The following is a 24,775-nucleotide window of genomic DNA, read 5'->3' as shown; positions in this document are numbered from 1 at the left end:
CCACCCGAGAACCTCAGGCGCGGAAGGCACCCCGTCCATGGTACGAGCTGCAGCGGACAGAACACCGGACCTCACCAGCAGAAGACGGTTCGTGAAGGGAGCCACAGCCCTCGCCGCGCTTCCCTATGCCCTGCTTCCGTCGGCACCGGCCGCCGCCCGCCCGCGGCACGTCGACCACCCCGCGGCCGACTGGCTGGGGGCGGACCCCGCCAACTTCACACCCTCAGACCGGCCGGTGAGCCACCCGGTCGACCTGGTCGTCATCCATGTGACGCAGGCGTCGTACATGGGCACGTTGGGCGTCTTCGAGGACCCGCGCAAGAACGTGTCCGCGCACTACGTGGTGCGATCGGCGGACGGGAACATCGCCCAGTGCGTCAGGGAGCACGACATCGCCTGGCACGCGGGCAACTGGGACTACAACACGCGCAGCATCGGCATCGAGCACGAAGGATGGGTGGACCGACCGGGATATTTCACCGAAGCGCTCTACGGGGCGTCGGCCGCGCTCACGGCCGCGATCTGCGCCAGACACGGCATACCCAAGGACCGGGCCCACATCATCGGGCACTACGAGGTTCCCGGGACCGACCACACCGATCCGGGACCGAACTGGGACTGGGCCCACTACATGCGGCTGGTCGCCGTCGCCTGACCCCCAGGGCGCGGGAGCCGCACCGGAGCGGGCAAAGCAGGGTGAACAGGACGGGCCCGCCGTCGTGCACGAAGTCGGCGATGCGGCGCGGGGCACGGCCGGGCCGGCGGCCTCTCATCGCCCTTCACCGGCTCACCGGTCTCGTTCGTCGCGATGACGGTCGAAACGGTTGTCGGCGGCCACCCCCGGGGTGACGATGTCCCCAGCGCACCGCCGTCCCGGGAGGCCGAGTTGACCGATCCGTGGGTGGCCCTGGAGCCGGGGGCCGATCCCGTCGAGCGGGTACGGGAGCTGCGTCGTGCCCACGAGACGTTCACGGCGGTCGGCACCGTGGCACGGCGGGTCCGGCCGGTGGTGGCCGACTCGTGGCGGCGCTCGGCACGGGCCGGCGTCGGCCCCGACGGCACGGCACGTGTGGAGCTGACGGACGACGACCTGGGCTCGTACCGGGCGGAGCATCCGCTGGCCCGGGTGATGCCGCTCATCCGTGAGCTGGTCGGCCCCTTCGCCGCCGACGGGGAGCATCTGCTGGCCGTGTGCGACGCGCAGGGCAGACTGCTGTGGGTCGAAGGTGACGCGGCGACCAGGCGGCGCGCGGACCGGATGAACTTCGTGCCGGGAGCTCACTGGGCGGAGTCCGCGATGGGGACGAACGCGCCCGGGACGGCGGTCGCCGTGGACCGGCCGGTCCAGGTGTTCGCGGCGGAGCACTTCGCGCGCGGGGTCCAGCCCTGGACGTGTGCCGCGGCGCCCGTGCACGATCCGCGTACCGGGCGGGTGCTCGGCGCACTGGACATCACCGGCGGCGATCGGCTGGCGCATCCGCACAGCCTCGGATTCGTCCAGGCCGTGGCGCGTGCCGCGGAGTCGCAGCTGGCGCTTCTGCCGCCGGTTCAGGCGTCGGCGGGCGCATGGGAGTTGGCCGCTCTGGGCCGGGACGAGGCAGGACTGCGGCTCGACGGCCGCAGCGTCCGGCTCAGCCGGCGGCACAGCGAGATCCTGGTGCTGCTGACCCGGCACCCGGAGGGGCTGACCGGCGACGAGCTGCTGTGCGCGCTGTACGAGGACGAGTCCGTGACGCCTGTGACGCTGCGTGCCGAGCTGGCGCGGCTGCGCCGCGTCCTCGGGCCCGGACTGCTGGCCTCCCGCCCCTACCGGCTCGCCGCCGCGGTCGCCTCGGACGTCTCCGTCGTGGAGAGGCGGCTGGCGTCGGGGGCGGTGGCGAAGGCCGCGTCGGCGTACCGGGGCCCGTTGCTGCCGCGGTCGCAGGCGCCGGCCGTGGCCAGGCTGCGGCGGCAACTCGGCGACGGGCTGCGGGCGGCGCTCATCGCGCGCGGGGACCCCGACCTGCTGGCCGACTGGGCCCACTCGCCCTGGGGTGAGGACGACGTCGGCGTCTGGCGGGCCCTGACGGCGGCGCGGCCGACGGCCGCCGTGCGGGCGCGTGTGAGGGAGCTGGAGGGGGAACTCGAGGCGCCCCCGGGGTGGGAGTGTCCCTGACCGACCTCGCCGGACCGCCGTGAGACTCCGGCGGGACACGGCGGGCGCGCAACGTGCCCGCAACGTCCTTCGTCCTAGCCTCACCGCGAGAGCTGCCCAACGGCGGGCAGCGCGGCTTCCGGGAGGCAGACCCGCATGACCCGTTACGCAGCGCCAGGCACCGAGGGTGCCATCGTCTCCTACCAGGCACGCTACGACCACTTCATCGGGGGCGAGTACGTGCCGCCCGCTCTCGGGCGGTACTTCGAGAACCCGAGCCCGGTGAACGGGCAGCCGTTCACCGAGGTCGCGCGCGGCACCGCGGACGACGTGGAGCGGGCGCTGGACGCGGCTCATGCCGCCGCACCCGCCTGGGGTCGTACGTCGGTCACCGAGCGAGCCGAGATCCTCCTGCGGATCGCCGACCGGATGGAGGCCAACCTGGAGAAGCTCGCCGTGGCCGAGAGCTGGGAGAACGGCAAGCCCGTCCGGGAGACGCTGGCCGCGGACATCCCGCTCGCCATCGACCACTTCCGCTACTTCGCGGGGGCGGTCCGCGCGCAGGAGGGGTCGCTGGGCGAGATCGACGACGACACGGTGGCCTATCACTTCCACGAGCCGCTCGGCGTCGTCGCGCAGATCATCCCGTGGAACTTCCCCATCCTGATGGCCACATGGAAGCTCGCACCGGCTCTCGCCGCGGGCAACGCGGTCGTTCTGAAGCCCGCCGAGCAGACGCCCGCGTCCATCCACTACTGGCTGAGCCTGGTCGCCGACCTGCTGCCGCCGGGTGTGGTGAACATCGTCAACGGGTTCGGCGTGGAGGCGGGCAAGCCCCTGGCGTCCAGTGCGCGCGTGGCCAAGGTGGCGTTCACCGGCGAGACCACCACCGGCCGGCTGATCATGCAGTACGCCTCCGAGAACATCACGCCGGTCACTCTCGAACTCGGCGGCAAGTCCCCGAACATCTTCTTCGACGACGTCTGGTCGGCGGACGACGACTTCCGCGACAAGGCGCTCGAAGGCTTCACGATGTTCGCGCTCAACCAGGGCGAGGTGTGCACCTGCCCGTCGCGTGCCCTGGTCCAGCGGGGCCAGTACGCGGAGTTCATGGAGGCGGCCATCGCCCGGACCCGGCAGATCAGGACCGGCCACCCGTTGGACACCGACACGATGATCGGCGCCCAGGCGTCGAACGACCAGTTGGAGAAGATCCTCTCGTATCTGGACATCGGCCGGCAGGAGGGGGCGAAGGTTCTCACGGGCGGTGAACGCATCGAGCACGACGGCGAACTGAAGGGCGGATACTACGTCCAGCCCACGATCTTCGAGGGCGACAACCGGATGCGCGTCTTCCAGGAGGAGATCTTCGGCCCGGTGGTGTCGGTGACGTCGTTCGACGGCTTCGACGACGCCATCGGGATCGCCAACGACACGCTGTACGGCCTCGGCGCGGGCGTGTGGACCCGGGACGTCAACACCGCCTACCGCGCGGGCCGCGCCATCCAGGCGGGCCGGGTCTGGACGAACTGCTACCACGCCTACCCGGCGCACGCCGCGTTCGGCGGCTACAAGGGTTCCGGCATCGGCCGCGAGAACCACAAGATGATGCTGGAGCACTACCAGCAGACCAAGAACATTCTTTGTTCATACAGCCCTCAGAAGCTTGGCTTCTTCTAGAACCTGAAGTCGGGTTGCCTGGGGGCATCATGGGGCTCCAGGCAACCCACCATGCAAGGTACCCACCGTGATCGATTGATTCCTTACAGCTACCTGGCGGCATCCAAGGGAGTTCCCGCCGGACCATTCGCGGACCAAAGAACGCCGAACCGTCATCCGAAGACCACGAAGAGGACAGCCCGGAAGGGCCGGGCAAGGAGGCCTCGCGAGGAAGACTGCCCCAAGCTCCTGACGCGAGCATGGCCGTTGTCAGTACCGCGTGCAACCCTCACCCGGTAGCGGGTACTTCAGGGGAGGCTGGGTGGCGACGGGACGTCCGCGGCAGGATTCACGCCATCCGGTGCTGATAATGCGGGATGCCGGGCTCGAACCACTGGAGCCCTATCCAGGAAGTGATAAGCCCTGGCGCTGCCGCCATGAAGCGTGCGGGAGAGAAGTGTCACCGCGGCTGGGCAACATTGCCGCGGGGCGGCAGGGCGGCTGCCGGTATTGCGCAGGCACGGCTCCGATTCCTCCGGAGGAGGCGGCGGCGTTGATGCGCTCGGCCGGCCTGGAACCGCTGGAGCCGTATCCCGGGGCGACACCCCCTTGGCGCTGCCGGCACGTGCCGTGCGGTCGGGAGGTCATGCCGCGCTACTCGTACATCAAACGCGGAGGGGGACCGTGCCGATGGTGCGCGCCGAACGCGCCGGTCGATCCCGACCAGGCCGCCGCGCTCATGAGGTCGGCGGGTCTGGAACCGTTGGAGCCCTATCCCGGTCCGACATCCCCTGGCGGTGCCGCTGCACAACCTGCGGCACGATCGGGACACCCACTCATGGGTCGGTCAAAGGCGGACAAGGGGGCTGCGGCCCGTGCGGGCGCAAGAACACCGGGCAGGGCATCAGCCGGGCATGGTCGCGTCGCCGCGAACTGCCCCGCACGGACGGCCACCGGGCCGCAATTGAGGCGACGGACTCCGACCTCGAGCCGCTGGAGTCCTACCCGGGAACCGAGCCGGCTGTGGCACTGCCGCCACCTCGCGTGCGGCCGAGACGTCGAGATCAGGTTGAGCAACCTCAGGCGCGGCCTTCGGGCATGCCCGTACTGCCCTCCCTCCCCGGGTGTCCGACGCCGCTGGCCCGGGCGGGCATGGCCATCGCCATCGACTCCTTCTTCCTTCTCGTCATCTCATCGCCCGCCACTCGTCATGCGAGCCATGCGGACTCCTTGTGACGTAGTCGTGGGGAGACGTCCGAGCCGCCCGCGGCAACGGACGTGCCCGTGGTGCCGGGTGCGGCCGAGTGCCCCAGGTGCCGGTGCACGAAGTGGATGGCCATCGCGCCCTCACCGGCCGCCGAGGCCACCCGCTTCACCGAGCCGCTACGGACGTCCCCCACCGCGAAGACCCCGGGCAGGCTGGTCTCCAGGGTCATGCACGAGCGCCCGCGGCCGTGCCACACCTCGGGGCAGGCGCAGGCTTCCTGTGCCTCCGGGCCGGTGAGGACGAAGCCGCGGGAGTCGAGGGCGATGGTGCCGGCGAGCCACTCGGTGTGGGGGTCGGCGCCGGTGAAGACGAACAGACCCCGTACCGCGAGTCGGCGGTGTCCGCCCGTGCGGTTGTCGACTACGTCGAGCTCCTCCAGCACTTCCTGGCCGATGACCTCGGTGACCTCGGTGTGCAGCATGACCTCCACCCGCGGATGGCGTTCGACCTGGTCGACCAGGTAGCGGGACATGTTGGCCTCAAGGCTTGGTCCTCGGATCAGCAGGCGCACCTTCGGCGCGTGCCCGGCGAGGAACAGCACGGCCTGGCCCGCCGAGTTGCCGCCGCCGACGACGGCCACCGGATCGGTGCGGCACTGCTGGGCCTCGTAGAAGGTCGCCGAGTAGTGGACGCTCGTTCCCTCCAGGCGTTCGATGCCGGGCACCTGGAGCCGGCGGTAGCGGGCGCCCGTGGCCAGAACGACGGCGCGGGCGGCGATCTCGCTGCCGTCGGCGAACGCCACCACGTAGTGGTCCTCGTCCTTGGGATGGAGACCGGTCGCCTCCACCGGAATGCTGATCCTGGCGCCGAACTTGTCGGCCTGGAGCACGGCTCGTTCGGTGAGTTCGGCGCCGGAGATACCGGCGGGGAAGCCGAGCAGATTCTCGATGCGGGACGATGTGCCGGCCTGGCCGCCGGTGGCCATCGCCTCCACCACGGTGGTGCCCAGGCCCTCGGAGGCGGCATAGACCGCGGCGGCGAGGCCGCCGGGGCCGGAGCCGACGATGAGGACGTCGCCGTGACGGATTCCGGCGGGCAGTGACGGCAGGCCGATGAGCCGGGCCAGTTCCGCGTTGCTGGGGTTGCGCAACAGAGTGGTGTCCCGCCAGATGACGAGCGGTGTCTCCTCCGGGCCGACGCCGAAGCGGCGCAGCAGATCCTCGGCCTCCTCGTCGCTCTCCAGGTCGATCCAGCGGTGCGGCAGCCGGTTGCGGATGGCGAACTCGCGCAGCCGCCGGGTGTCGGGCGAGTAGCGCGAGCCGATGATGCGGAAGCCGACGCCCTGTCCGACGAGCAGCGCACGACGGCCCAGACAGGCGCGGAGCACGACGTCCCCGATGGTGGAGTCCTGGGACACCAGGTGGCGCAACTGGTCCAGGGAGACGACGAGGACCTCGCCCGGCTCTCTGGCGACAGCGGTGTAGAAGGCCACCTGTCCGTGCAGCAGCCCGAGTTCGCCGATGAAGCGACCAGGGCCGTGCACGCGCAGCACGTGCTCGTCAGGAGTGCCGTAGTCCTCGACGACGGCGACGCTACCGCTGAGGACGACGAAGAACGTCTCGCAGCGCTCCCCCTCCTGGAGCAGCACGTCGTTCGGCGCCATGCTCCGGCGTTGCCCGTGCTCCGCCAGACGTGCAATCTGGTCCTCCGTAAGGCGCGGATACGCGCCGTAGATGTCCGGGGTCTCCCGGAAGACGGCCTCGTCCGCTTCCTCCGGCACCGGTTCTCCGCCCGGCAGCGGCTGGTCGCCGGACATCAGACGAACGCCTCGTGGAAGTAGCACCAGCGCCAGTCCTCGCCGGGCTGGAACGACTGCACGATCGGATGGGCGTCGGCAGCCGCGTGCATACGCGCGTGCTTGTTCGGCGAGGAGTCACAGCAGCCGACGTGCCCGCAGGTCAGGCAGAGCCTCAGGTGTACCCACGGAGAGCCGAGCACCAAGCACTCCTGACACCCTTCTGGGGTCAGCGGCTGGACCGGCCGGACAAGCGCGAGGTGGGGGTCTGCGTGCAGGGTCATCCTGATCACCCTTTCCGGGCGCTGATCGACTGTTCCACCCACTGGCGCAGAGCGGGGGCGGGCGCCGCCCCCGTCTGCCGGGCGACCGTCTCGCCGTGGTCGAGGACGAGCAATGTCGGTACCGCCTGGACCTCGAAACGCCGCGACAGCCGGGGGTTCCTGTCGATGTCGACCTTGACGAGTTTGATGCGGCCGGCGAGATCGGTGGCGACCTTCTCCAGTGCGGGGCTGACCATGCGGCAGGGGCCGCACCAGGTGGCCCACAGGTCCACCACGACGGGGACGTCGGCCCGCTCGGCGACCTCGGTGAAGTCGTCGTCGCCCGCGTCCACCATCCACGGTAGGGGTTGCTTGCAGTGGCCGCACTTGGGGCGGCCTTCCGCGGCCACGGGCACTCGGTTGGTGCGCCCGCAGTTGGGACAACTGACGGTCGTCACCTGCATCGTGCTCATGCCGCCCGCGCTCCCTTCACGTCCTCGGGCTGGTCGTAGGTGACCACCAGCTCTCCGTGTTCGGCATCGACGCGGACCGTCGCGCCGTCCTGGACATCGCCACGCAGCAGGGCGCGTCCGACCAGTGTCTCGACCTCGTGGGAGATGTAGCGGCGCAGTGGCCGGGCCCCGTACACCGGGTCGTAGCCCTGGTGGGCGATCACTTCTCGGGCGGCGTCGGTGAGTTCGACGGTGATGCGGCGCTCGGCGAGGCGGCGGCGCAGTTCGTCGAACTGCAGTTCCACGATCCGCTCGATCTGCCGCTCGCCGAGCGGTTTGAACAGCACGATGTCGTCGACGCGGTTGAGGAACTCCGGGCGGAAGTGCCCGCGCAGCTCGCCCATCACCAGGGCGCGGGCGTTCGGCTTGATCTCACCCTCCGCGGTGGCGCCGTCGAGGAGGTGCTCGGAGCCGATGTTGGACGTCATGATGATCACGGTGTTGCGGAAGTCGACGGTGCGGCCCTGCGCATCGGTGATGCGGCCGTCGTCGAGGATCTGCAGCAGGGTGTTGAAGACATCGGTGTGCGCCTTCTCGATCTCGTCGAACAGCACGACCGAGTACGGCTTGCGGCGTACGGCCTCGGTGAGCTGGCCGCCTTCCTCGTAGCCGACGTATCCGGGCGGTGCGCCCATGAGCCGGCTGACGGTGTGCCGCTCCTGGTACTCACTCATGTCGAGGCGGACCATGTTCTCCTCGGAGTCGAACAGGGTCCGGGCGAGGGTCTTGGCCAGCTCGGTCTTCCCGACGCCGGTGGGGCCGAGGAAGATGAACGAGCCGATGGGGCGGCGAGGGTCGCGGATGCCGGAGCGGGCGCGGATGATGGCGCCGGTGACGAGTTTGACGGCTTCGTCCTGGCCGATGACGCGCTCGCGCAGGATCTCGTCGAGGCGCAGCAGTTTCTCGCGTTCGCCCTCCTGGAGGCGGGCGACGGGGATACCGGTCCAGGCGGCGACGATCTCGGCGATCTCCTCCTCGGTGACGACCTCACGCAGCATCCGGTTCTGCCCTTGTTTGGCGGCCAGCTGCTCCTCCTCGGCCTCAAGCCGGCGCTCCAGGTCCTGGAGGCGGCCGTAGCGGAGTTCGGCGGCTCGGTTGAGGTCGTAGGCGCGTTCGGCCTCCTCGGCTTCGTGGCGGACCTGCTCCAGTTCCTGGCGCAGCTCCTGCACGCGGCGGATGGCCTGCCGTTCGGCCTCCCACTGGGCGTGTTTGGCGTCGGCCTCGCCGCGCAGGTCGGCCAGTTCCTTGCGCAGTTCCTCCAGGCGAGTTTTGCTGGCGGCGTCGGTCTCCTTGGACAGGGCCGCCTCCTCGATCTCCAGGCGGGTGACGCGGCGGGTGATCTCGTCGAGTTCGGCGGGCATCGAGTCGATCTCGGTACGCAGCCGGGCGCATGCCTCGTCGACGAGGTCGATGGCCTTGTCGGGCAGGAACCGGTCGGTGATGTAGCGGTGGCTGAGGGTGGCCGCGGAGACCAGTGCGGTGTCCTGGATCTTCACGCCGTGGAAGACCTCCAGGCGTTCGCGCAGTCCGCGCAGGATGGAGATGGTGTCCTCCACGCTCGGCTCGTCGACCAGCACCTGCTGGAAGCGGCGTTCGAGGGCGGCGTCCTTCTCGATGTGCTTGCGGTACTCGTCGAGGGTGGTGGCGCCGATCATGTGGAGTTCGCCGCGCGCGAGCATCGGCTTGAGCATGTTGCCCGCGTCCATGGCCCCTTCGGCGGCGCCCGCACCTACGACGGTGTGGAGTTCGTCGACGAAGAGCAGGATGCGTCCCTGGGCGGCCTTCACCTCGGACAGCACGGCCTTGAGGCGTTCCTCGAACTCGCCGCGGTACTTGGCGCCGGCGACCAGGGAGCCCATGTCGAGAGCGAACACCGTCTTGTCGCGCAGGCCCTCGGGGACGTCGCCGCGAACAATGCGCTGGGCCAGGCCCTCGACGATGGCGGTCTTGCCGACGCCGGGATCGCCGATGAGGACGGGGTTGTTCTTGGTCTTGCGGCTGAGGATCTGGGTGACGCGGCGGATCTCCGCATCACGGCCGATGACCGGGTCCAGCCGCCCGGACCGAGCCTCGAGGACGAGATCGCGGCCGTACTTCTCCAGAGCCTCATAGGCCACTTCGGGGTTGGCGGAGGTGACGCGCTGGTTGCCGCGGACCTGGGTGAGCGCGCTCAGGAACGAATCCCGGGTCACGCCGTGCTCCTTGAGCAGGCGGCCGGCGGCGGTCGCCGAGCCCTCCTCGGCCAGGGCGAGCAGGAGGTGCTCCACGGACACGTACTCGTCCTTGAGGCGTTTGGCCTCCCGCTCGGCGGCGTCGAGCAGGCGGGCGAGGCGCTGGGTGACAAAGACCTGGCCGGGTGCCGCGCCGGGGCCGGTGACCTTCGGGCGGCGGGAGAGTTCCTCGCGTACGGCCGCGCGCAGTTCCTTCGGCTCGTTGCCGGCCTGTTGCAGCAACCGTGGGATCAGACCATCCTCCTGATCGAGAAGTGCGAGCAGCAGGTGTTCCCCGTCGACCTCGGTCTGCCCCATGCCGACGGCCGCGCTCTGGGCTTCCTGGAGGGCTTCCTGGGACTTCTGGGTGAGACGGTTCATGTCCATGGGGGTGTTTCACTCCTCGTGCCGGCGCGGCGCAGGGCGGCTTCGAGCATGCTGATGCGGTCGAGCAGATCGAGCACCAGGCCGATGGATGCGTAGTTGAGGCAGAGTCCGGTGCGCAGCCGCTGGATACGGGCGAGAACCGCTGGGGCCGTGGGGTCGAACACCGGTCGCCCCGCGGAGTCGCGTTCGGCGTCGACCAGGCCGAGGGCGACGAACCGGCGGATCAGATCGGGGTGGAGGCCCGAGCGACGGGCCACGGCGGCCAGGGAGAGCCTGGGGACGGGCACGAGCGCGTACCGGACTGCCGTCGAGGCGGTGATGTCGGCGCCCGTTCGTACCGGACGGGCGCCCACGCCGGCCCGGCCGATGCCTCCCGCTCCCGCGGGTCGGTCGTTCATCGCATCCTCCTGGGGTCGAACGAGGAAGTGGCGGCGAGCTCCTCGAACAGTTCGCGCTCCCGGTCGCCGAGGGCGGGAGGCACCATGACGCGAAGTTCGGCGTACAGGTCGCCGTTCGCGCCCCTCGGGTTCGGCATGCCCTCGCCACGCAGCCGCAGCCGCCGGCCGCTGGACGAGCCCGCGGGCACCGTGACCTTCGCCGTGCCGCCGCCGGGCGTGGGCACCGGCACGGTCGCACCCAGGGCCGCCTCCCAGGGGGTGACCGGGACCTGAACGTGCACGTCGCGGCCGTCCAGCCGGAACTGGGGGTGGGGCTGGATACGCACCCGCAGGTACAGGTCGCCCGCGGCGGCGTCACCACTGCCCCGGCCACCCTCACCCGCCAGCCGGATGCGCTGCCCGTCGGTGACGCCCGGCGGCACGTCGACCTCGTAACGCCGCGGCTGCCCGGTGGGGCCGGCGAGTGTGACGGTGCGACGGCCGCCTCGGTACGCCTCCTCGACGGTGAGCGGCAGTTCCGCCTCCTGGTCCGCTCCGGGGACGCCGCCTGGGGCGGCGCCGGCTCCGAACATGGAGCCGAGCAGGTCCTCGATGTCGATGCCCTCCGCGCCGAAGCCGTCGCCGAAGCCGGTGGTGTACCGGACGCGCGGACCGCCACCGCCTGCGGCCCTCCGACCGCGGAAGCCGCCGCCCGCTCCCGCCGCGACCCGTTCGTCGAAGTCCTCGGGAATCTTGCGGAAGTCCTCGCCGAAGCGGTCGTAGCGGGCCCGGGTCTTGAGATCGGACAGGACGCTGTGTGCCTCGTTGAGGTCCTTGAAACGCTCCTCCGCGCCGGGGTCCTTGTTGACGTCGGGGTGGTACCTGCGGGCGAGTTTGCGATACGCCTGCTGGATCTCGTCCTGGCCCGCGCTCCGCGACACGCCCAGCACGTCGTAGTAGTCCCGTGCCATGACCGGTCACTCCCGCTTCGCGACGGTCACCGCGGCCGGCCTGAGCTGCCTCTCGCCGTCCCCGTAGCCGGGGCGCAGCACCTCGACGACCGTGCCCGGTGGGGCGTCGGAGTCCTGGACGACGCGGACCACCTCGTGCCGGGCCGGGTCGAAGGCGACGCCGGTCTCCGCGTGCCGCGGGTAGCCGAGCAGTTCCAGGACGTTCACCGCCTGGTCGCGTACGGCCCGGATGCCCTCCACGATCGCGTCCGGATCGGCGCCGGCGTGGGTCAGGGCGAGTTCGAGGTTGTCGAGGACGGGCAGGAAGGCGGCCGCCGTGCGGGACCGCTCGACCGCCCGTTCGCGCTCCAGTTCCCTGGCGTGACGCTTGCGAAGGTTGTCGAGGTCGGCGAGTGCGCGCCGCCAGCGGTCCTCCAGTTCCTGGATCGCGGTCGTGTACTCGTCCTCGGCAGGCGCCGGGCCGGCGGTGTCGGGTCCCGGTTCGCAGTTCGCCGCTACCGGCCGGGCCGAGCCCGGTTGGGGCAAATCCCCGCGAGGAGGGCCTCCGGTGCCGTCCGAGACCGGTTCGACCGGTTCTGACGCGGCCCGGCCGGGTTCCTGGGGGTAGGCGGGCATGGCGCGCCTCAGCCCTTGTCGAACTCGGCGTCGATGACATCATCGTCACCGCCACCGCCACTCGTGGGACCACCGGTGGCGGCGGCCTGGCCGGGCCCGCCATCCGCGGTGGCGGCGCCCTGATGGGCCGCCAGCCCGGCGAGCACCTGCTGGAGTTCGGAGGTAAGGGGCCGCACGCGCTCCACGCCCGCCTCTTCCTTGACCGCCGCCCGGGCGTCGGACACGAGCATCTCGGCGCGTGCCTTCTCGTGCGCCGGCGCCGCGTCGCCCAGTTCGGCGAGGCGCTTCTCGACCTGGTACGCGATGGCGTCGAGTTCGTTGCGGGCGTCGACAGCCTCGCGGAGTGCATGGTCCTGGCCCTGGTTGCGCTCGGCCTCCTGGACCATGCGTTCGACCTCACTGCGGTCCAGGTTGGAGCTCTCGCTGATGGTGATGCCCTGTTCCTTGCCGGTGTCCCGGTCGCGGGCCTTGACGTTGAGGATGCCGTTGGCGTCGATGTCGAAGGTGACCTCGACCTGGGGTTCGCCCCGCGGCGCCGGCCGGATGTCGGTGAGCTGGAACCGGCCCAGCGCGCGGTTGTCGGCGGCCCGCTCGCGCTCGCCCTGGAGGACCACCACATCGACGGCCGGCTGGTTGTCCTCGGCGGTGGAGAAGGTCTCGGCGCGGCGCACAGGGATGGTGGTGTTCCGCTCGACGATCTTCGTCATCACTCCGCCGCGCGTCTCCACGCCCAGCGACAAGGGTGTGACGTCGAGCAGCAGGACGTCCTTGACCTCGCCCTTGAGCACCCCGGCTTGGATCGCGGCGCCCAGGGCCACGACCTCGTCGGGGTTGACGCTCATGTTGGGTTCCTTGCCGCCGGTCAGTCGGCGGACCAGGGACTGGACCGCCGGGATACGCGTGGAACCGCCTACGAGGATGACCTCGTCGATGTCGCTCTCGCCGACCTTGGCGTCGGCCATCGCCTGCTGGACCGGTTCCAGGCAGCGTTCCACCAGGTCGCCGGTGATCTGCTCGAACGTGGACCGCATGATCGAGTCGGTGAGGTGCTTGGGGCCCGAGGCGTCGGCGGTGATGAACGGCAGGCTGACCTGCGTCTGCGTCACCGAACTCAGCTCGGTCTTGGCCTTCTCCGCCGCCTCGAACAGTCGTTGCAGCGCCTGCGGGTCCTTGCGCAGGTCGATGCCGTTCTCCTTCTGGAAGTCGTCCGCGAGGTAATCAACCAGACGCCGGTCGAAGTCGTCGCCGCCCAGGTGGCTGTCGCCGGCGGTGGAGCGCACCTCCACCACGCCGTCGCCGACGTCGAGGATGCTCACGTCGAAGGTGCCGCCGCCCAGGTCGAAGACGAGGACGGTCTCGTGCTGCTTCTTGTCCATGCCGTACGCGAGGGCGGCCGCCGTCGGCTCGTTGATGATCCGCAGCACCTCCAGTCCCGCGATCCGTCCGGCGTCCTTGGTGGCGGTGCGCTGAGCGTCGTTGAAGTAGGCGGGCACCGTGATGACCGCCTCCGTGACCCGCTCCCCGAGCTGCTTGGAGGCGTCGTCGGCGAGTTTGCGCAGCACCTGTGCGCTGATCTCCTCAGGCGAGTAGAGCTTGTCGCGCACCTTGAAGCGGGCCGCCCCGCCGTCGCCCTCGACGACGTCGTACGCCACCGCCCTGGCCTCCTCGGAGATCTCGTCGAAGTGCCGGCCGATGAACCGCTTGGCCGAGTAGATGGTGCCCTTGGGGTTGAGGATCGCCTGGCGCCGGGCCAGCTGGCCCACCAGACGTTCCCCGGTGTCGGTGAAGGCCACCACGGACGGTGTCGTGCGGTTGCCCTCGCTGTTGGGCACGACGGACGGCTCGCCGCCCTCCCACACGGCGATCACCGAGTTGGTGGTGCCCAGGTCGATGCCCACTGCCTTGGCCATGAGGAACTCCTCCCGGTGCGGCGACCTGCGTCAACTCTCCGGATCACGTTCGTTCAGGTGGAGGTGGGGCCTCCGCCGGTTTCCCACCGGTGCGCACGGAGGGTCTCGAGCACTCTTCAGGGTGACGAACCGGGTGGCTCCACGCCTGCGCCTGGCGAGTCAGGAATGCACGGGTCCGGTCGCCCTACGAGTACGAGAGAAAGAATCCGAACATCTTGGGTAGGCCGGCCGTGAGCGGGTACGCGAATACCACTCGCCTCCCTGAAGGCTCGGGGAGAACGGAGTGATCCCATGGCCGCCAGTCGGACGCACGGCCCGTACCACCGCCGCCCCGACCGGGTGGGCGGCCTTTCGCGGGGCAGCGCCCGACGGCACCCCACGGCCGCGCGCAGACAGCCCCGCCCACCCGCTCGCACCCCGGCCGGCCATGACCCTCGCGACCTGATGGTGTTCTCCCACGCTCTGTTCGGCCCCCCGGACGAAGACGAGATCCTCCGCCTGGCCATGGACCACATAGCCGCCGCGGGGCCATACCGCGCCGAGGCCGGATACCTCAAGACGGACGACGACCTGGTCCCCAGCCCGAGGAACGGGCAGACGCATGCTGTGGCCGTGGGCCGGAGGGTGCGGGAGCTGGCCGGGCAGGACGGCCCTGTGACCGTACCCGGCAGGCCCTGGGGCCGGGCCCTGGGGCTTCGCGGACCTGAAGGACTCCACGGCTACCTCGTCGTGACCGCCCGTTCCCGGCCCAACGAGGCCGAGCGATTCCTGCTCGCCACGCTCGTCCGGCACACCGCTGCCGCCCTGTCAGTCGCCTTCGCACACCGCCGCCGACGCGAGGACGCGCTGGAGCTGCACCGACTGAGGGACGAACGCACAACTCTCCAGCGGCAGCTGATCGGCGTCGTGGCCGAGCTGGGGTACCAGCGAGCCGTTCATGCGCTCATGGCCGACGTCGCTGCCGCCAGCGGCGGCGAGGAAGCCATCACCCGCGCCCTGCACAGGCTCACTGGACTCCCCGCGCTGGTCGAGGACCGCTTCGGTCGGCTGAGGTCCTGGACCGGCCCCAGCCGCCCCGACCCCTATCCCGAACCGGACCCCGTGCGCCAGGACGAAATGCTGCACGCCGTCGCCCGTCAGGCCGGGCCCGTGCGGATAAAGGACCGGCTGATCACCCTGGTCCGCCCGCACGGCGAGATCCTGGGCGTACTGTCCCTGGTCGATGCCCGGGACGAGGCCGACGAGCACACAGTGCTCGCGCTGGAAGACGCCGCCGCGTCGCTCGCCCCGGAGCTGACGCACCTGCGTGATCTGGCCGAAGTGGAGCTGAGGCTGCACCGCGAACTGGTCGACGATCTCCTGGCAGGGACGGACGAGGCGAGCGCCTACGCCCGGTCCGAGGCAGTCGGACACGACCTGCACCGCAGCCACTACATCGTCGTGGTGCAGTGGCCGAACCGGACTGCGGACGATTCCTTCGCGCAGACCGTGGGACGGGCGGCCTCTGCCGTGGGCATGCGCTCGCTGCTGACCCGACGTTCCGACCACGTGGTCCTGGTCGCCGACGACAGGCCGCCCGCCCGCGCGTTGTACGAGGCGCTCGCCCGGGAGACCGGGACACGGTGCGGGACGATCGGGGTGAGCGCCCCTTGCGGCTCCCCGGGCGACATCCCCCACCACTACGAGGAGGCGCAGCGCGCCCTGGAAGTGCGCCGCCACTCCCGCGAGCGCTACGGCCCGACGTTCTTCGACGAGCTCGGCCTCTACCGCATCCTGGGACCTGGCAACGATTACCAGGAACTGGAGACGTTCGTCCAGGAGTGGCTCGGGCAGCTCATCGACTACGACTCCCGGCACCACACGGCCATGGTGGAGACCCTGTCCCGGTACTTCGACTGCGGCGGAAACTACGACGAGACCGCGGAATCCCTCGCGATCCACCGCAGTACGCTGCGCTATCGGCTCCAGCGCATCCGCGACATCAGCGGCAACGACCTAGCGAACGTCGAGGACCGGCTGAACCTCCAGGTGGCGACCCGAGTGTGGAAGATCGTGCTGGGCGGACCCGGCTGACGCCTCGCTAGAACCTTCGTACGATCGATGTCGGCAGTAGTTGGGCGAGCCACCCTGCTACAGAGCTGCAGCGGGTGGGGGGCTTTCCTCGGTTTGATCCAGAGAGGTCGCGTCGTGCCAGAAGATGGGGCCTTGGCGTCACCACCATCGCGAAGATCGACGGGGCCTTCGGCACCAGCCTCGAGGGGCCGAGAAGGTGTCCGACGCCGCCTGTGGACGACGGCAGCCTGAGCGTCAGCGGAGCCGCGGCAGATCTCGCGGCCGGAGCGAGGCGAACGCAGGCGGCCACCATCGCCCTGTGACGCCCGGGCGTCACAGGGCGATGACGTGGAGGTCGACAAGGTCGAGCAGCGCCCGCAGAGCCGAGCTGGGCCGCCGAGTCGACGACGTGCCGAGGTGCATGCTCCAGCGGAGCACGGTGTCGTCGACGTCCAGGACGTGCAGGCCGGGGGTGCGGGCAACGGCGAACGCGGGCAGGAAGCCGATGCCCAGACCGTGCCGGACCAGTGCCGCCCCCATGTCGATGTCGGGCACTTCCAGTGCCACCCGGCGTACGACGCCGGCCACCGCGAACGCCCGGTCGACCACCTCGCGGTTGCCGTAGCCCGGCGGGAAGTCCACGAAGGGCTCCCCCGCGAGGTCCGCAAGTGCCACCTCCGTCCGCTGCGCGAGCGGATGGGCGGCGCTCACCACCAGGACGAGCGGCACGGTGGCCAGCTCGCGAGCGTCGATCCCGGCGGGTTTGTGCTCGGGCAGCGACAGGAAGGCCACGTCCAGGTCCCCGCTGAGCAGTGCGTGCGCCAGTCCCGCCGATCCGGTCGTCGCCAGCCGCAGCCGGACGTCGATCGCCGGATGCCGCGCGTGCAGCTGTCCCAGGAGCGCAGGCAGGTCCACCACCTCGACCGAGGCCATGGCGCCCACGTTCACCGTGCCGCGCAGCGTGTCCTGTGCGGCGCGCACGGCGTCCTGGGCCGCCTGGGCGGCGTGCAGGGTGGCCCGAGCCTCCGGCAGCAGCGCCGCGCCCGCCCCGGTGAGCCGGACCTGCTGCGACGTGCGCTCGAACAGCGCGCACCCGAGCTCGCGCTCCAGGGAGCGGATCGCGGCGGACACCCCGGACTGCACCACGTGCAGCCGACGGGCGGCACGCGTGAAACTCAGCTCCTCGGCGACCGCGATGAAGTGCTCCAGCTGACGTAGCTCCACACGAGAAGTATCACTCGCAGTGCTCGAGCCCAGCAAAAACATTCGTTGGCACTGATCCCGGCTGGTGAGGAGGATGGAAAAGCGCCATCCACTTCCGCCCGAGGAGGGGTACCCCTGCCTGCCGTTCCGACGCCGCTGAGCCGTCCCACAGCCGACGCTGCCGACGACCCGACCCACCGGATCCCGGCACCCGCTCCCGCCGGCCTGCCGCCCCGCGCCCCTGCCCGGCGCCCTGCCTCGCACACGACCGGCTTCTGGTTCGTGGCGGTGGCCTTCACCGTGCTGATGGCCTTCGGTACCGCGCCGACCCCGCTGTGGCCGCTGTACGAGGCCCGGGACCACTTCGGCGCGACCACGGTCACGGTGGCGTACGCCTCGATGGTCGTGGGCGCAGCGGCCGCCTTCCTCGGACTGGGACACCTGTCGGACCGGCTCGGCCGGCGACGCGTCATCGTCCCGGCGCTGCTGGTCGGCATCGTCGCGTCGGTCGTACTGATCGCGTGGCGGGACCTGCCAGGGCTGATCGCGGGCAGGATCCTGAACGGTGTCGGACTGGGGCTGATGGCCTCGACCGCGACGACGTACCTGCACGACCTCCACCACGAGGCCCGTCCGGAACGGACGGGTTCGGTGCTGCCCGGCATCGTGGCCACCGCCGCCAACCTGGGCGGCCTGGCCTCAGGGCCCTTGGTCGCCGGAGCCGCCGCCGAGTGGCTTCCCACGCCCCTGATCACCACCCAGGCGATCTTCACGCTCGCCATGGCAGTGTGCCTGGCGCTGGTGCTGTCCACCCCGGAGACCGTGGACCTGGAGCTGCCCGCGGCCGAACCGCCCAGCAGGTTCGTCCTGCGCCCCGGCGGCGGGCGGACGTTCGGCGCGGCCGGCGCGCTGGGCGCCTTCGCCTTCGCGATCCTCGGCCTGATCTCCTCCCTCGGGGCGAGCGTGCTCCATGGCACCCTGCACACCGACTCGCACCTCGTGGTCGGCCTGGCGGCCTTCCTCATGTTCGGTTCCGCGGCGGCCGCCCAGCTGGTGCTGGGCCGCCTCCCACTGCCCCGGGTCCTGACCGTGGGGGCAGTGGTATTCCCGGTCGGCTTGGTCCTGTGCGCCGTCGCCCTCTACCACCCGGTGCTCTGGCTCTACCTGGTCGCCGTGTCCCTGTCGGGAGCCGGCTCCGGGCTGCTGTTCAAGGGAGGCGTCGAACGTGCCGTTTCAGTGGCCGAGCCCGCCTCACGCGCGGGGGTCCTGGCCGTGTTCTTCGTCGTCGCGTACCTCGGAATGGGCCTGCCCTCCGTCCTGTTCAGCATCGCCCTGCGGCATTTCGCCGTGCAGACCGCCATGATCGGCTTCGCGGCGGTCCTCTCCTGCGGCGCCGTCGTGTCGGTCGCCGTCGCGTTGCGCGATCGCGCACCCGGTCCCGGCGGGCTCTCGGCGTAGTCCGCTCGCCCCTCCTGACCTCCCTGCGGCGCATGCGGCACAGGTGTCAGGGCAGGTGGCGCGCCCCCGCTCGTCGTCGGAATGGGGGTTCGCTGCGCACCCCGTCGACCAGCCTCACCGCACTGTGGGCGGCGGTCGAGGGGGGCGCCGAGCCGGGCGCCGACACCCAGGTGATCGACCTCAAGCGGTTGGATCTTCCGTTCTACACGTCCGAGCAGTTGGGTCGGTGTGTGTCTGTGCCCGGTCTCGCGTGTGCGGGGGATGACGTCTCTGATGGACGGCTTCACCGTCCGCGCGGTGCAGGGATCGCCGGCCTTGCGCCGCGCCTCGAGCACCCGTCGTCGTTTCGTGGTGTTCGGATGGGCACCTGGCAGCACCATATCCCGCACGAACGTTGTGCGGGCCGCCCGCGGTGCTCTGCGCGTCCCGGGCCCGGGGCGCACCGGGTCCGCACGCTCACGCTGGCTCACGTCCGCAGGGCCCGCCAGTTCGGCCGCCTCTTCTGACCGGCCGACGCGCCGTGACCGGTCCCGGTGCGCGATGCGCAACCAGGGCCTCGCTCACGGTCGTCACGCCTTCGTCCCAGCCGTCCTCGAGCCTCGGACCCCGAGAGGCGGCCGCCATACCCTGCCTGCTCATGCACGGGGTGGCTCACCCAGCTTCGCGTAGATCGTTTCGCCGGAAACACGTCAATGGCTTGGCGGCAAGAGGGGCAGCTCAGTCGCCGGCCGCTGCCCACTCTTCAGCCCGACCCCTGCACCGAGCCCGGTCCTGTTCCAGTCTCGGCCGGTTGCCCCAATACAGTCCCGCTCCCCCGAGCTGGTCGTGTCGTCCGGTCAGCAATTCTCGTCCGAGGCGTTGCAACGCCGTGCAGCCTCCTGCGGACGGACGGCCGTACGGTTGGCCGAGGGATGCCTGCGCACTTCATGCTGCTCTGCCAGGGGAAGAGGGGGCGCCCTTTTTCGGCCTGGGATGCGGAGGCGCTCAGCAGGGGGCTCTGCGAATCTCGACCGGGTAACAGCCGATGGGGGCGCGGGCGGGAGCGAACGACGCCGTCCGTTCCGGGTGAGGAGGCGAGAGGCATGACCGTGATGGGTGTGTCGAAGTTCGAGAGGTTCTTCCGCGCCGCCGCAAGCCTCGACGTGGACAGGAACGACCTGAAGCGGTACGGCGACTTCGTCGACGCCAAGCTCTACGACCTCCTGGTCGTCGGCCAGGCGTCGGCCAAGGCCAACGGCAGGGATACCGTCGAACCGTGGGATCTACCGATCACCAAGGGCCTCCAGGAGAGCATCCACCGGTTCCGGCGGCTCGACGAGGAGGTCGAGCTGAAACCGATCCTGGAACAGCTCGCCGCGCACCCTCACCTCGACAGGACACCCACCCGGGAGGCCGAAGAGCGCTACCCCGAGATCATCGGCGGTCTCAGCGTCGCCCTCGCCGAGACGTTCAAAATCATGTATCCGGATGTCAAGAACCCGCAGACCGGTCACTGGGATGGCGTGACCGCGGTGTTCGACCGGCTGCTGTAGCAGTCGCGCCCCGGTGCATGTCGCCGGACTGAACCGAGATGCCGGGGCGAAGACCGAGATCGTCTCGCTCCACCCCGGCGAGATCCGGGCCCGCCAGTTCGACCTCAACGCGGCCGGAACCTTCCCCGTGGACCGCCTGGTCGCCGACGCCTACCACGCCCTGCTCCTGCCCGGCGGCACCATGAACCCTGACCAGCTGCGCATGGACCGAGACGCGGTGCAGTTCGTCAAGGACTTCATGGCCAGCGGGAAACCGGTCGCCTCGATCTGCCACAGCCCGTGCGCGGCCGCCGCCTGACGTCCTGGCCCAGCATCCGCACCGACCTGCGCAACGCCGGCGCGGAGGTCGTCGCCGACCAGGAGGTGGTCGTCGACGGGCAGCTGATCACCAGCCGCAGCGCGGCCGACCTGCCCGCCTTCTGCGCCGCCGTCGTGGAACAGTTCGCCCGGGCGCACCACCCCATGCCCGGCTGACCCGGCGGCGTGGTCACAGGCGGTGCACAGTGGGGGTGGGCCCGCTCTCCACCCCACGGGCCGGTCAGCCGGGGCGGTCACCTCCGTACGGCTGCCGGTCCGTTGCGTCGCACAGCCGCGTCGAAGGCCGACACGGCCAAGTGGTGATCGTCATCACCAGGATGAGCGCCATCAGGATGACTGGCTCGATGCCGTGGGATTCCGCTCCCCGGCGGCGGTCACAATCAGTACCGCCGGACGCCGCAGCATGCCGGCGCCGAACGGCGGACGCTGCGGCACACTGCTGGACTGCCGGACCTACGGGTCGCCTTGCACGGGGTTCAGGCCCCACCCTGGGCATGTTCCTGCGCTCCTTCACCCACGGGCACGTCCTCCAACTGAACGCGGTGCACCGCAGGTTCCGGGTGCAACTAGGCCGTGTATCGAAATGGATCTTGGGCTGTGAATGATCACGGTTCATGGGGCGGGGAGATCTCACGGACGAGCAGTGGGCGTTGCTGGAGCCGTTGTTGCCGAAGGGTGCCAGGAGGGGCGGCCGCCCGTCTGGCCTTAGGGCGATCTGGAGTGCGATCGGCATCGTCGTCACGTCGGCCGGCCTGCGCGCCGAGGACGGCCGGAACGTCTTACGGGATCTCTCCCAGCACACCGACATCAAGATGCGCCACGTCGCCGAACTCCTCGTGGAAGGGGCCCAGACGGGTCACCTCGCGACCGCTATCCGTCACAAGCCGGAACGCAGCATGGCGACGCGCGCGACCCTGCGCACCGAACCCGGCTGACCGGTGCTCAGCCCCTCGCGCTGTCGTCAAGAGCGCGCGAGCCGGGCCGCGAGATAGGGCGCGGTGGTGCTGCGGCGGGCCCTCGCCACCTTGGCCGGCGGGCCCGCCGCGACGACCTGCCCGCCCGCGTCGCCGCCGCCCGGCCCGAGGTCGATGACCCAGTCGGCGGTGGCGATCGTGTCCAGGTCGTGCTCGACGAGGACGACCGTGTTGCCGGCGTCGACGAGCCGGTGCAGCTGTCGCAGCAGCAGCGCGATGTCCGAGGGGTGCAGCCCCGCCGTCGGCTCGTCGAGCAGGTAGAGCGCGTGACCGCGGCGGGCTCGCTGCAGTTCGGTGGCCAGTTTGATGCGTTGCGCCTCACCACCGCTGAGTTCCGTCGCGGGCTGCCCCAGCCGCAGGTACCCCAGTCCCACCTCGCGCAACGTCTCCAGACTGCGGGAGGCGGCCGGGACGCCGGACAGGAACTCGGCGGCGGCCTCGACGGACAGCCCCAGCACGTCCGCGATGTTCTTGCCGCGGTAGGTGACCTCCAGCGTTTCGGCGTTGTACCGGGCGCCCTGACAGGTAGGGCACGGCGCGTAGGTGCCGGGCAGGAACAGCAGTTCCACCGCGACGAATCCCTCGCCCTGGCAGGTCCCGCACCGCCCTTCGGGCACGTTGAAGGAGAACCGCCCGGCCGAGTAGCCGCGCGCCCTGGCCTCGTCCGTCGCCGCGTACAGCTTGCGCACCGCGTCGAACATCCCCGTGTACGTGGCCAGGTTGGACCGGGGAGTTCGACCGATGGGCCGTTGGTCGACCCGGACCAGCCGGTCGAACGACTCGACCCCCGACGCGTCCTGGACGTCGACCTCCAACTGCGCCTCGTCGGGCTCCTCGGGTGCGAGTCCGAGGTGGCCGCGGACCACCTCGGCGAGCACCTGCGTCACCAGTGTCGACTTTCCGGAACCGGACACGCCCGTCACCGCCGTCAGTACGCAGAGCGGCACGTCGACGGACACGTCGTGCAGATTGTGGCGGGAGACGCCGCTCAGGTGCAGCCAGCCGTGCGGTGTGCGCGGGCGGTGATCGAGCGGCTGGGCGCGCCCGAACAGGTACTGGCTCGTGGCCGACTGGCCGACCCGCTCAAGACCGGCGACCGGGCCGCTGTACAGCACGCGTCCGCCGCCCTCGCCGGCGCCGGGGCCGATGTCGACCACCCAGTCCGCTCGCCGTACGACGTCCATGTCGTGCTCCACGACGAACAGCGAGTTGCCCGCCGCCTTGAGGCGGTCCAGCACGTCCAGCAGCGGTTCCGCGTCAGCCGGGTGCAGGCCCGCGGAGGGTTCGTCGAGGACGTAGACGACGCCGAACAGCCCCGAGCGCAGCTGGGTGGCGATCCGCAGGCGCTGCGCCTCGCCGGGCGACAGGGTCGTCGAGCGGCGCCCGAGGCTGAGATATCCCAGGCCCAGGTCGAGCAGTACGTCGACCCGCGCGACCAGATCGCCGCAGATCCGGACCGCGACCTCGGTCGTCTCCCCGGATCGGGCGGTCGACGTGGTGGCGTCGGCCTCGGACCGCTGCGCGACGGGCCGCAGCAGCGTCACGACCTCGGTGAGCGGCATCGCGTTGATCTCGGCGATGGAACGTCCGGCGAAGGTCACGGCGAGCGCCTCGGGCCGCAGTCCGCTGCCGTGACACTCAGGGCAGGGCACACTCCTGACGAACCCGAGCGCCCGTTCGCGCATCTTCTCGCTCTTGGAGTCGGCGAGGACGTGCATGACGTGCTTGCGGGCGCTCCAGAACTTGCCCTGGTAGCCGTAGTCGACGCGGTCCTCCTCCGGCTCGATGTACACGGAGGGCTGCTCGTCCGTGTACAGCAGCCAGTCCCGGTCCTTCTTCCTGAGCCTGCGCCACGGTCGGTCGATGTCGATCCCCAGGCCGCTCACGACACTGCGCAGGTTGGCGCCCTGCCAGGCGCCCGGCCAGGCGGCGATCGCCCCCTCGCGGATGCTCAGCGAGGGGTCCGGGACGAGCAGGTCCTCGGCGACGTCGTGCACGACGCCCAGTCCGTGGCACTCCGGGCAGGCGCCTGCCGCGGTGTTGGATGAGAACGACTCGGCCTCCAGCCGTGCGGCCCGGGGCGGATAGGTGCCGGCGCGCGAGTACAGCATGCGCAGCAGATTGGACAGCGTGGTGATGGTGCCGACCGTCGAGCGCGAGCTGGGCGACCCGCGTCGCTGCTGCAGGGCCACGGCCGGTGGCAGTCCGGTGATTTCCTGCACGTGCGGTGCGCCGACCTGTTGCAACAGCCTTCGGGCGTACGGTGCCACGGACTCGAAGTAGCGCCGCTGGGCCTCCGCGTAGAGCGTGCCGAACGCCAGCGAGGACTTGCCCGAACCGGAGACACCGGTGAAGGCGACCATCGCGTCTCGCGGAACGTCGACATCGATGTTCCGCAGGTTGTTCTCACTGGCGCCCCGGACATGCACGAAGGGGTCGGTCCCATCCTTGTTCACCGTTCCTGATTACCTGATCACGCCGGGAACCGCGCGACAGGCGCCGTCGCCGGGCCTCGCTCACGCGAGCGTCCGGAGTATCCCGGATCCATTTTCGATACACGGCCTAGGCGGGCCTAGGCGGCGCACACTCCGCTGTCGGCGGATGCCGACGAGGTGGCGTTGCTGCTGGAGACCACCCTTCCCGGGGTCTTCGCCGCCGACGAGGTCAGGAGCGGCGCGGTCAAACGGGTGGCCTCGGCGGCCGGTGAGGGTGCCATGGCTATCCGTCTCGTGCACGAGCCCCGGGCAAAGACGGGCAGCCTGGTCCGCACCGCGGGTCCCGAGGGCCCCGGCCGGTGGCGGGCCGTGGAGAGGCACTCGGCATCGTGCCGGTCTCGGACGAGGGGACGCAACGACTGCGGTGTGAGCAGGAACGCCGCGGTGACATGGACGAGCAGGAACAGCGCGGCGTAGAGGCAGTGGGTGAACAAGGTGATCACGGTGACGAGGTTGAACACGGGTCGGGCGTGCGGCCGATCGATCTCGTCATGGTGCCGACCGGGGTGGCGCGGAGCTGGTGTTCGCGGTGGCGCACGCCAACCGTGGCCCGGTGGTGGAGCAGGCCCTGCATGGGGAGGGCGAGGAGATCTGACCGTACCGCCCGCACCTGCCGACAGGGGCCAGCGTGTCACGCAGCGTCGGCGTTACCTCGCGGGCATCCTGTGGGCACTTGCGATCGCGGGGCAGCCGACGAGAAGGA

General features: G+C 70.6%; 17 protein-coding genes and 2 pseudogenes. 9 read left to right on the top strand and 10 right to left on the bottom strand.

Going from position 1 to position 24,775, the window contains the following annotated elements; all coding sequences use genetic code 11:
- The first annotated feature begins 37 nt into the window (after window positions 1-37).
- From AB0C59_RS02225 to AB0C59_RS02215, 3 genes are all read left to right on the top strand, one after another.
- Window positions 38-655 carry an N-acetylmuramoyl-L-alanine amidase gene (locus AB0C59_RS02225; protein WP_363000230.1) on the top strand — a complete coding sequence of 206 codons (618 nt, stop codon included), beginning with the start codon at window positions 38-40 and terminating at the stop codon, window positions 653-655.
- A gap of 231 nt (window positions 656-886) precedes the next feature.
- Window positions 887-2,155, top strand: a complete 1,269-nt coding sequence (locus AB0C59_RS02220; RefSeq protein WP_363000601.1) for a GAF domain-containing protein — start codon at window positions 887-889, stop codon at window positions 2,153-2,155.
- Between the two features lie 135 nt (window positions 2,156-2,290).
- Window positions 2,291-3,814 (top strand): aldehyde dehydrogenase family protein, encoded by a 1,524-nt coding sequence (locus AB0C59_RS02215; protein WP_363000229.1) that lies wholly within the window; start codon window positions 2,291-2,293, stop codon window positions 3,812-3,814.
- Between the two features lie 1,187 nt (window positions 3,815-5,001).
- On the opposite strand, the gene AB0C59_RS02210 is transcribed toward AB0C59_RS02215, so the two are convergent.
- The 8 genes from AB0C59_RS02210 to dnaK are packed head-to-tail and all read right to left on the bottom strand — an operon-like array spanning window position 5,002 to window position 14,040.
- The gene (locus tag AB0C59_RS02210; protein ID WP_363000228.1) at window positions 5,002-6,816 is read right to left on the bottom strand and encodes an FAD-dependent oxidoreductase; all 1,815 of its coding nucleotides are present in this window, start codon (window positions 6,814-6,816) and stop codon (window positions 5,002-5,004) included.
- A complete protein-coding gene (locus tag AB0C59_RS02205) occupies window positions 6,816-7,079 on the bottom strand; it encodes a UBP-type zinc finger domain-containing protein (RefSeq protein WP_363000227.1) in 264 nt (87 codons plus the stop codon). The genes AB0C59_RS02210 and AB0C59_RS02205 overlap by 1 nt, the downstream gene beginning before the upstream one ends.
- A gap of 5 nt (window positions 7,080-7,084) precedes the next feature.
- Window positions 7,085-7,531, bottom strand: a complete 447-nt coding sequence (trxA, locus tag AB0C59_RS02200) for a thioredoxin (protein ID WP_363000226.1) — start codon at window positions 7,529-7,531, stop codon at window positions 7,085-7,087.
- A complete protein-coding gene (gene clpB / locus AB0C59_RS02195; RefSeq protein WP_363000225.1) occupies window positions 7,528-10,167 on the bottom strand; it encodes an ATP-dependent chaperone ClpB in 2,640 nt (879 codons plus the stop codon). Before clpB ends, trxA begins: the two co-directional genes overlap by 4 nt.
- Entirely contained in the window at window positions 10,158-10,565 is a 408-nt protein-coding gene (locus tag AB0C59_RS02190; RefSeq protein ID WP_145885926.1) for a chaperone modulator CbpM, read from the bottom strand. The genes clpB and AB0C59_RS02190 overlap by 10 nt, the downstream gene beginning before the upstream one ends.
- Window positions 10,562-11,515 carry a J domain-containing protein gene (locus AB0C59_RS02185; RefSeq protein WP_363000224.1) on the bottom strand — a complete coding sequence of 318 codons (954 nt, stop codon included), beginning with the start codon at window positions 11,513-11,515 and terminating at the stop codon, window positions 10,562-10,564. Before AB0C59_RS02185 ends, AB0C59_RS02190 begins: the two co-directional genes overlap by 4 nt.
- Before the next feature lie 6 nt (window positions 11,516-11,521).
- Window positions 11,522-12,130: a nucleotide exchange factor GrpE gene (locus AB0C59_RS02180; RefSeq protein WP_363000223.1), complete on the bottom strand. Its 609-nt coding sequence runs from the start codon at window positions 12,128-12,130 to the stop codon at window positions 11,522-11,524.
- Between the two features lie 8 nt (window positions 12,131-12,138).
- Window positions 12,139-14,040 carry a molecular chaperone DnaK gene (gene dnaK, locus AB0C59_RS02175; RefSeq protein WP_363000222.1) on the bottom strand — a complete coding sequence of 634 codons (1,902 nt, stop codon included), beginning with the start codon at window positions 14,038-14,040 and terminating at the stop codon, window positions 12,139-12,141.
- 291 nt (window positions 14,041-14,331) lie between these two features.
- Between dnaK and AB0C59_RS02170 the strand changes: the two genes are divergently transcribed.
- Complete coding sequence (locus AB0C59_RS02170) at window positions 14,332-16,113, top strand: helix-turn-helix domain-containing protein (RefSeq protein WP_363000221.1); 1,782 nt, start codon at window positions 14,332-14,334, stop codon at window positions 16,111-16,113.
- Between the two features lie 312 nt (window positions 16,114-16,425).
- Here the strand turns inward: AB0C59_RS02170 and AB0C59_RS02165 are convergent, their stop codons facing one another.
- A complete protein-coding gene (locus AB0C59_RS02165) occupies window positions 16,426-17,316 on the bottom strand; it encodes a LysR family transcriptional regulator (protein WP_363000220.1) in 891 nt (296 codons plus the stop codon).
- 267 nt (window positions 17,317-17,583) lie between these two features.
- Here AB0C59_RS02165 and AB0C59_RS02160 point away from each other — a divergent pair, with 267 nt between their 5' ends.
- From AB0C59_RS02160 to AB0C59_RS02145, 4 genes and pseudogenes are all read left to right on the top strand, one after another.
- Window positions 17,584-18,753 carry an MFS transporter gene (locus tag AB0C59_RS02160; protein ID WP_363000219.1) on the top strand — a complete coding sequence of 390 codons (1,170 nt, stop codon included), beginning with the start codon at window positions 17,584-17,586 and terminating at the stop codon, window positions 18,751-18,753.
- 1,082 nt (window positions 18,754-19,835) lie between these two features.
- The gene (locus AB0C59_RS02155) at window positions 19,836-20,285 is read left to right on the top strand and encodes a DUF1931 family protein (RefSeq protein WP_363000218.1); all 450 of its coding nucleotides are present in this window, start codon (window positions 19,836-19,838) and stop codon (window positions 20,283-20,285) included.
- A 40-nt stretch (window positions 20,286-20,325) separates the two neighbouring features.
- Window positions 20,326-20,759 (top strand): annotated as a pseudogene (locus AB0C59_RS02150) (DJ-1/PfpI family protein); the annotation flags it as partial.
- A 458-nt stretch (window positions 20,760-21,217) separates the two neighbouring features.
- The gene (locus tag AB0C59_RS02145) at window positions 21,218-21,538 is read left to right on the top strand and encodes an ANTAR domain-containing protein (protein ID WP_363000217.1); all 321 of its coding nucleotides are present in this window, start codon (window positions 21,218-21,220) and stop codon (window positions 21,536-21,538) included.
- Window positions 21,539-21,564: 26 nt separating this feature from the next.
- Here the strand turns inward: AB0C59_RS02145 and uvrA are convergent, their stop codons facing one another.
- Window positions 21,565-24,033: an excinuclease ABC subunit UvrA gene (gene uvrA, locus AB0C59_RS02140; RefSeq protein ID WP_363000216.1), complete on the bottom strand. Its 2,469-nt coding sequence runs from the start codon at window positions 24,031-24,033 to the stop codon at window positions 21,565-21,567.
- 162 nt (window positions 24,034-24,195) lie between these two features.
- On the opposite strand from uvrA, the pseudogene AB0C59_RS02135 reads away from it, so the two are divergent.
- Window positions 24,196-24,489, top strand: a pseudogene (locus tag AB0C59_RS02135) (hypothetical protein); the annotation flags it as partial.
- Window positions 24,490-24,775 lie beyond the last annotated feature (286 nt).

Origin of the sequence: Streptomyces sp. NPDC048664, assembly GCF_040650555.1 — a bacterium.
In the GTDB taxonomy this organism is placed as follows: Bacteria; Actinomycetota; Actinomycetes; order Streptomycetales; family Streptomycetaceae; genus Streptomyces.
Note: the sequence above shows the minus strand (reverse complement) of the source record. Positions and strands in the feature narration are given on the sequence as shown.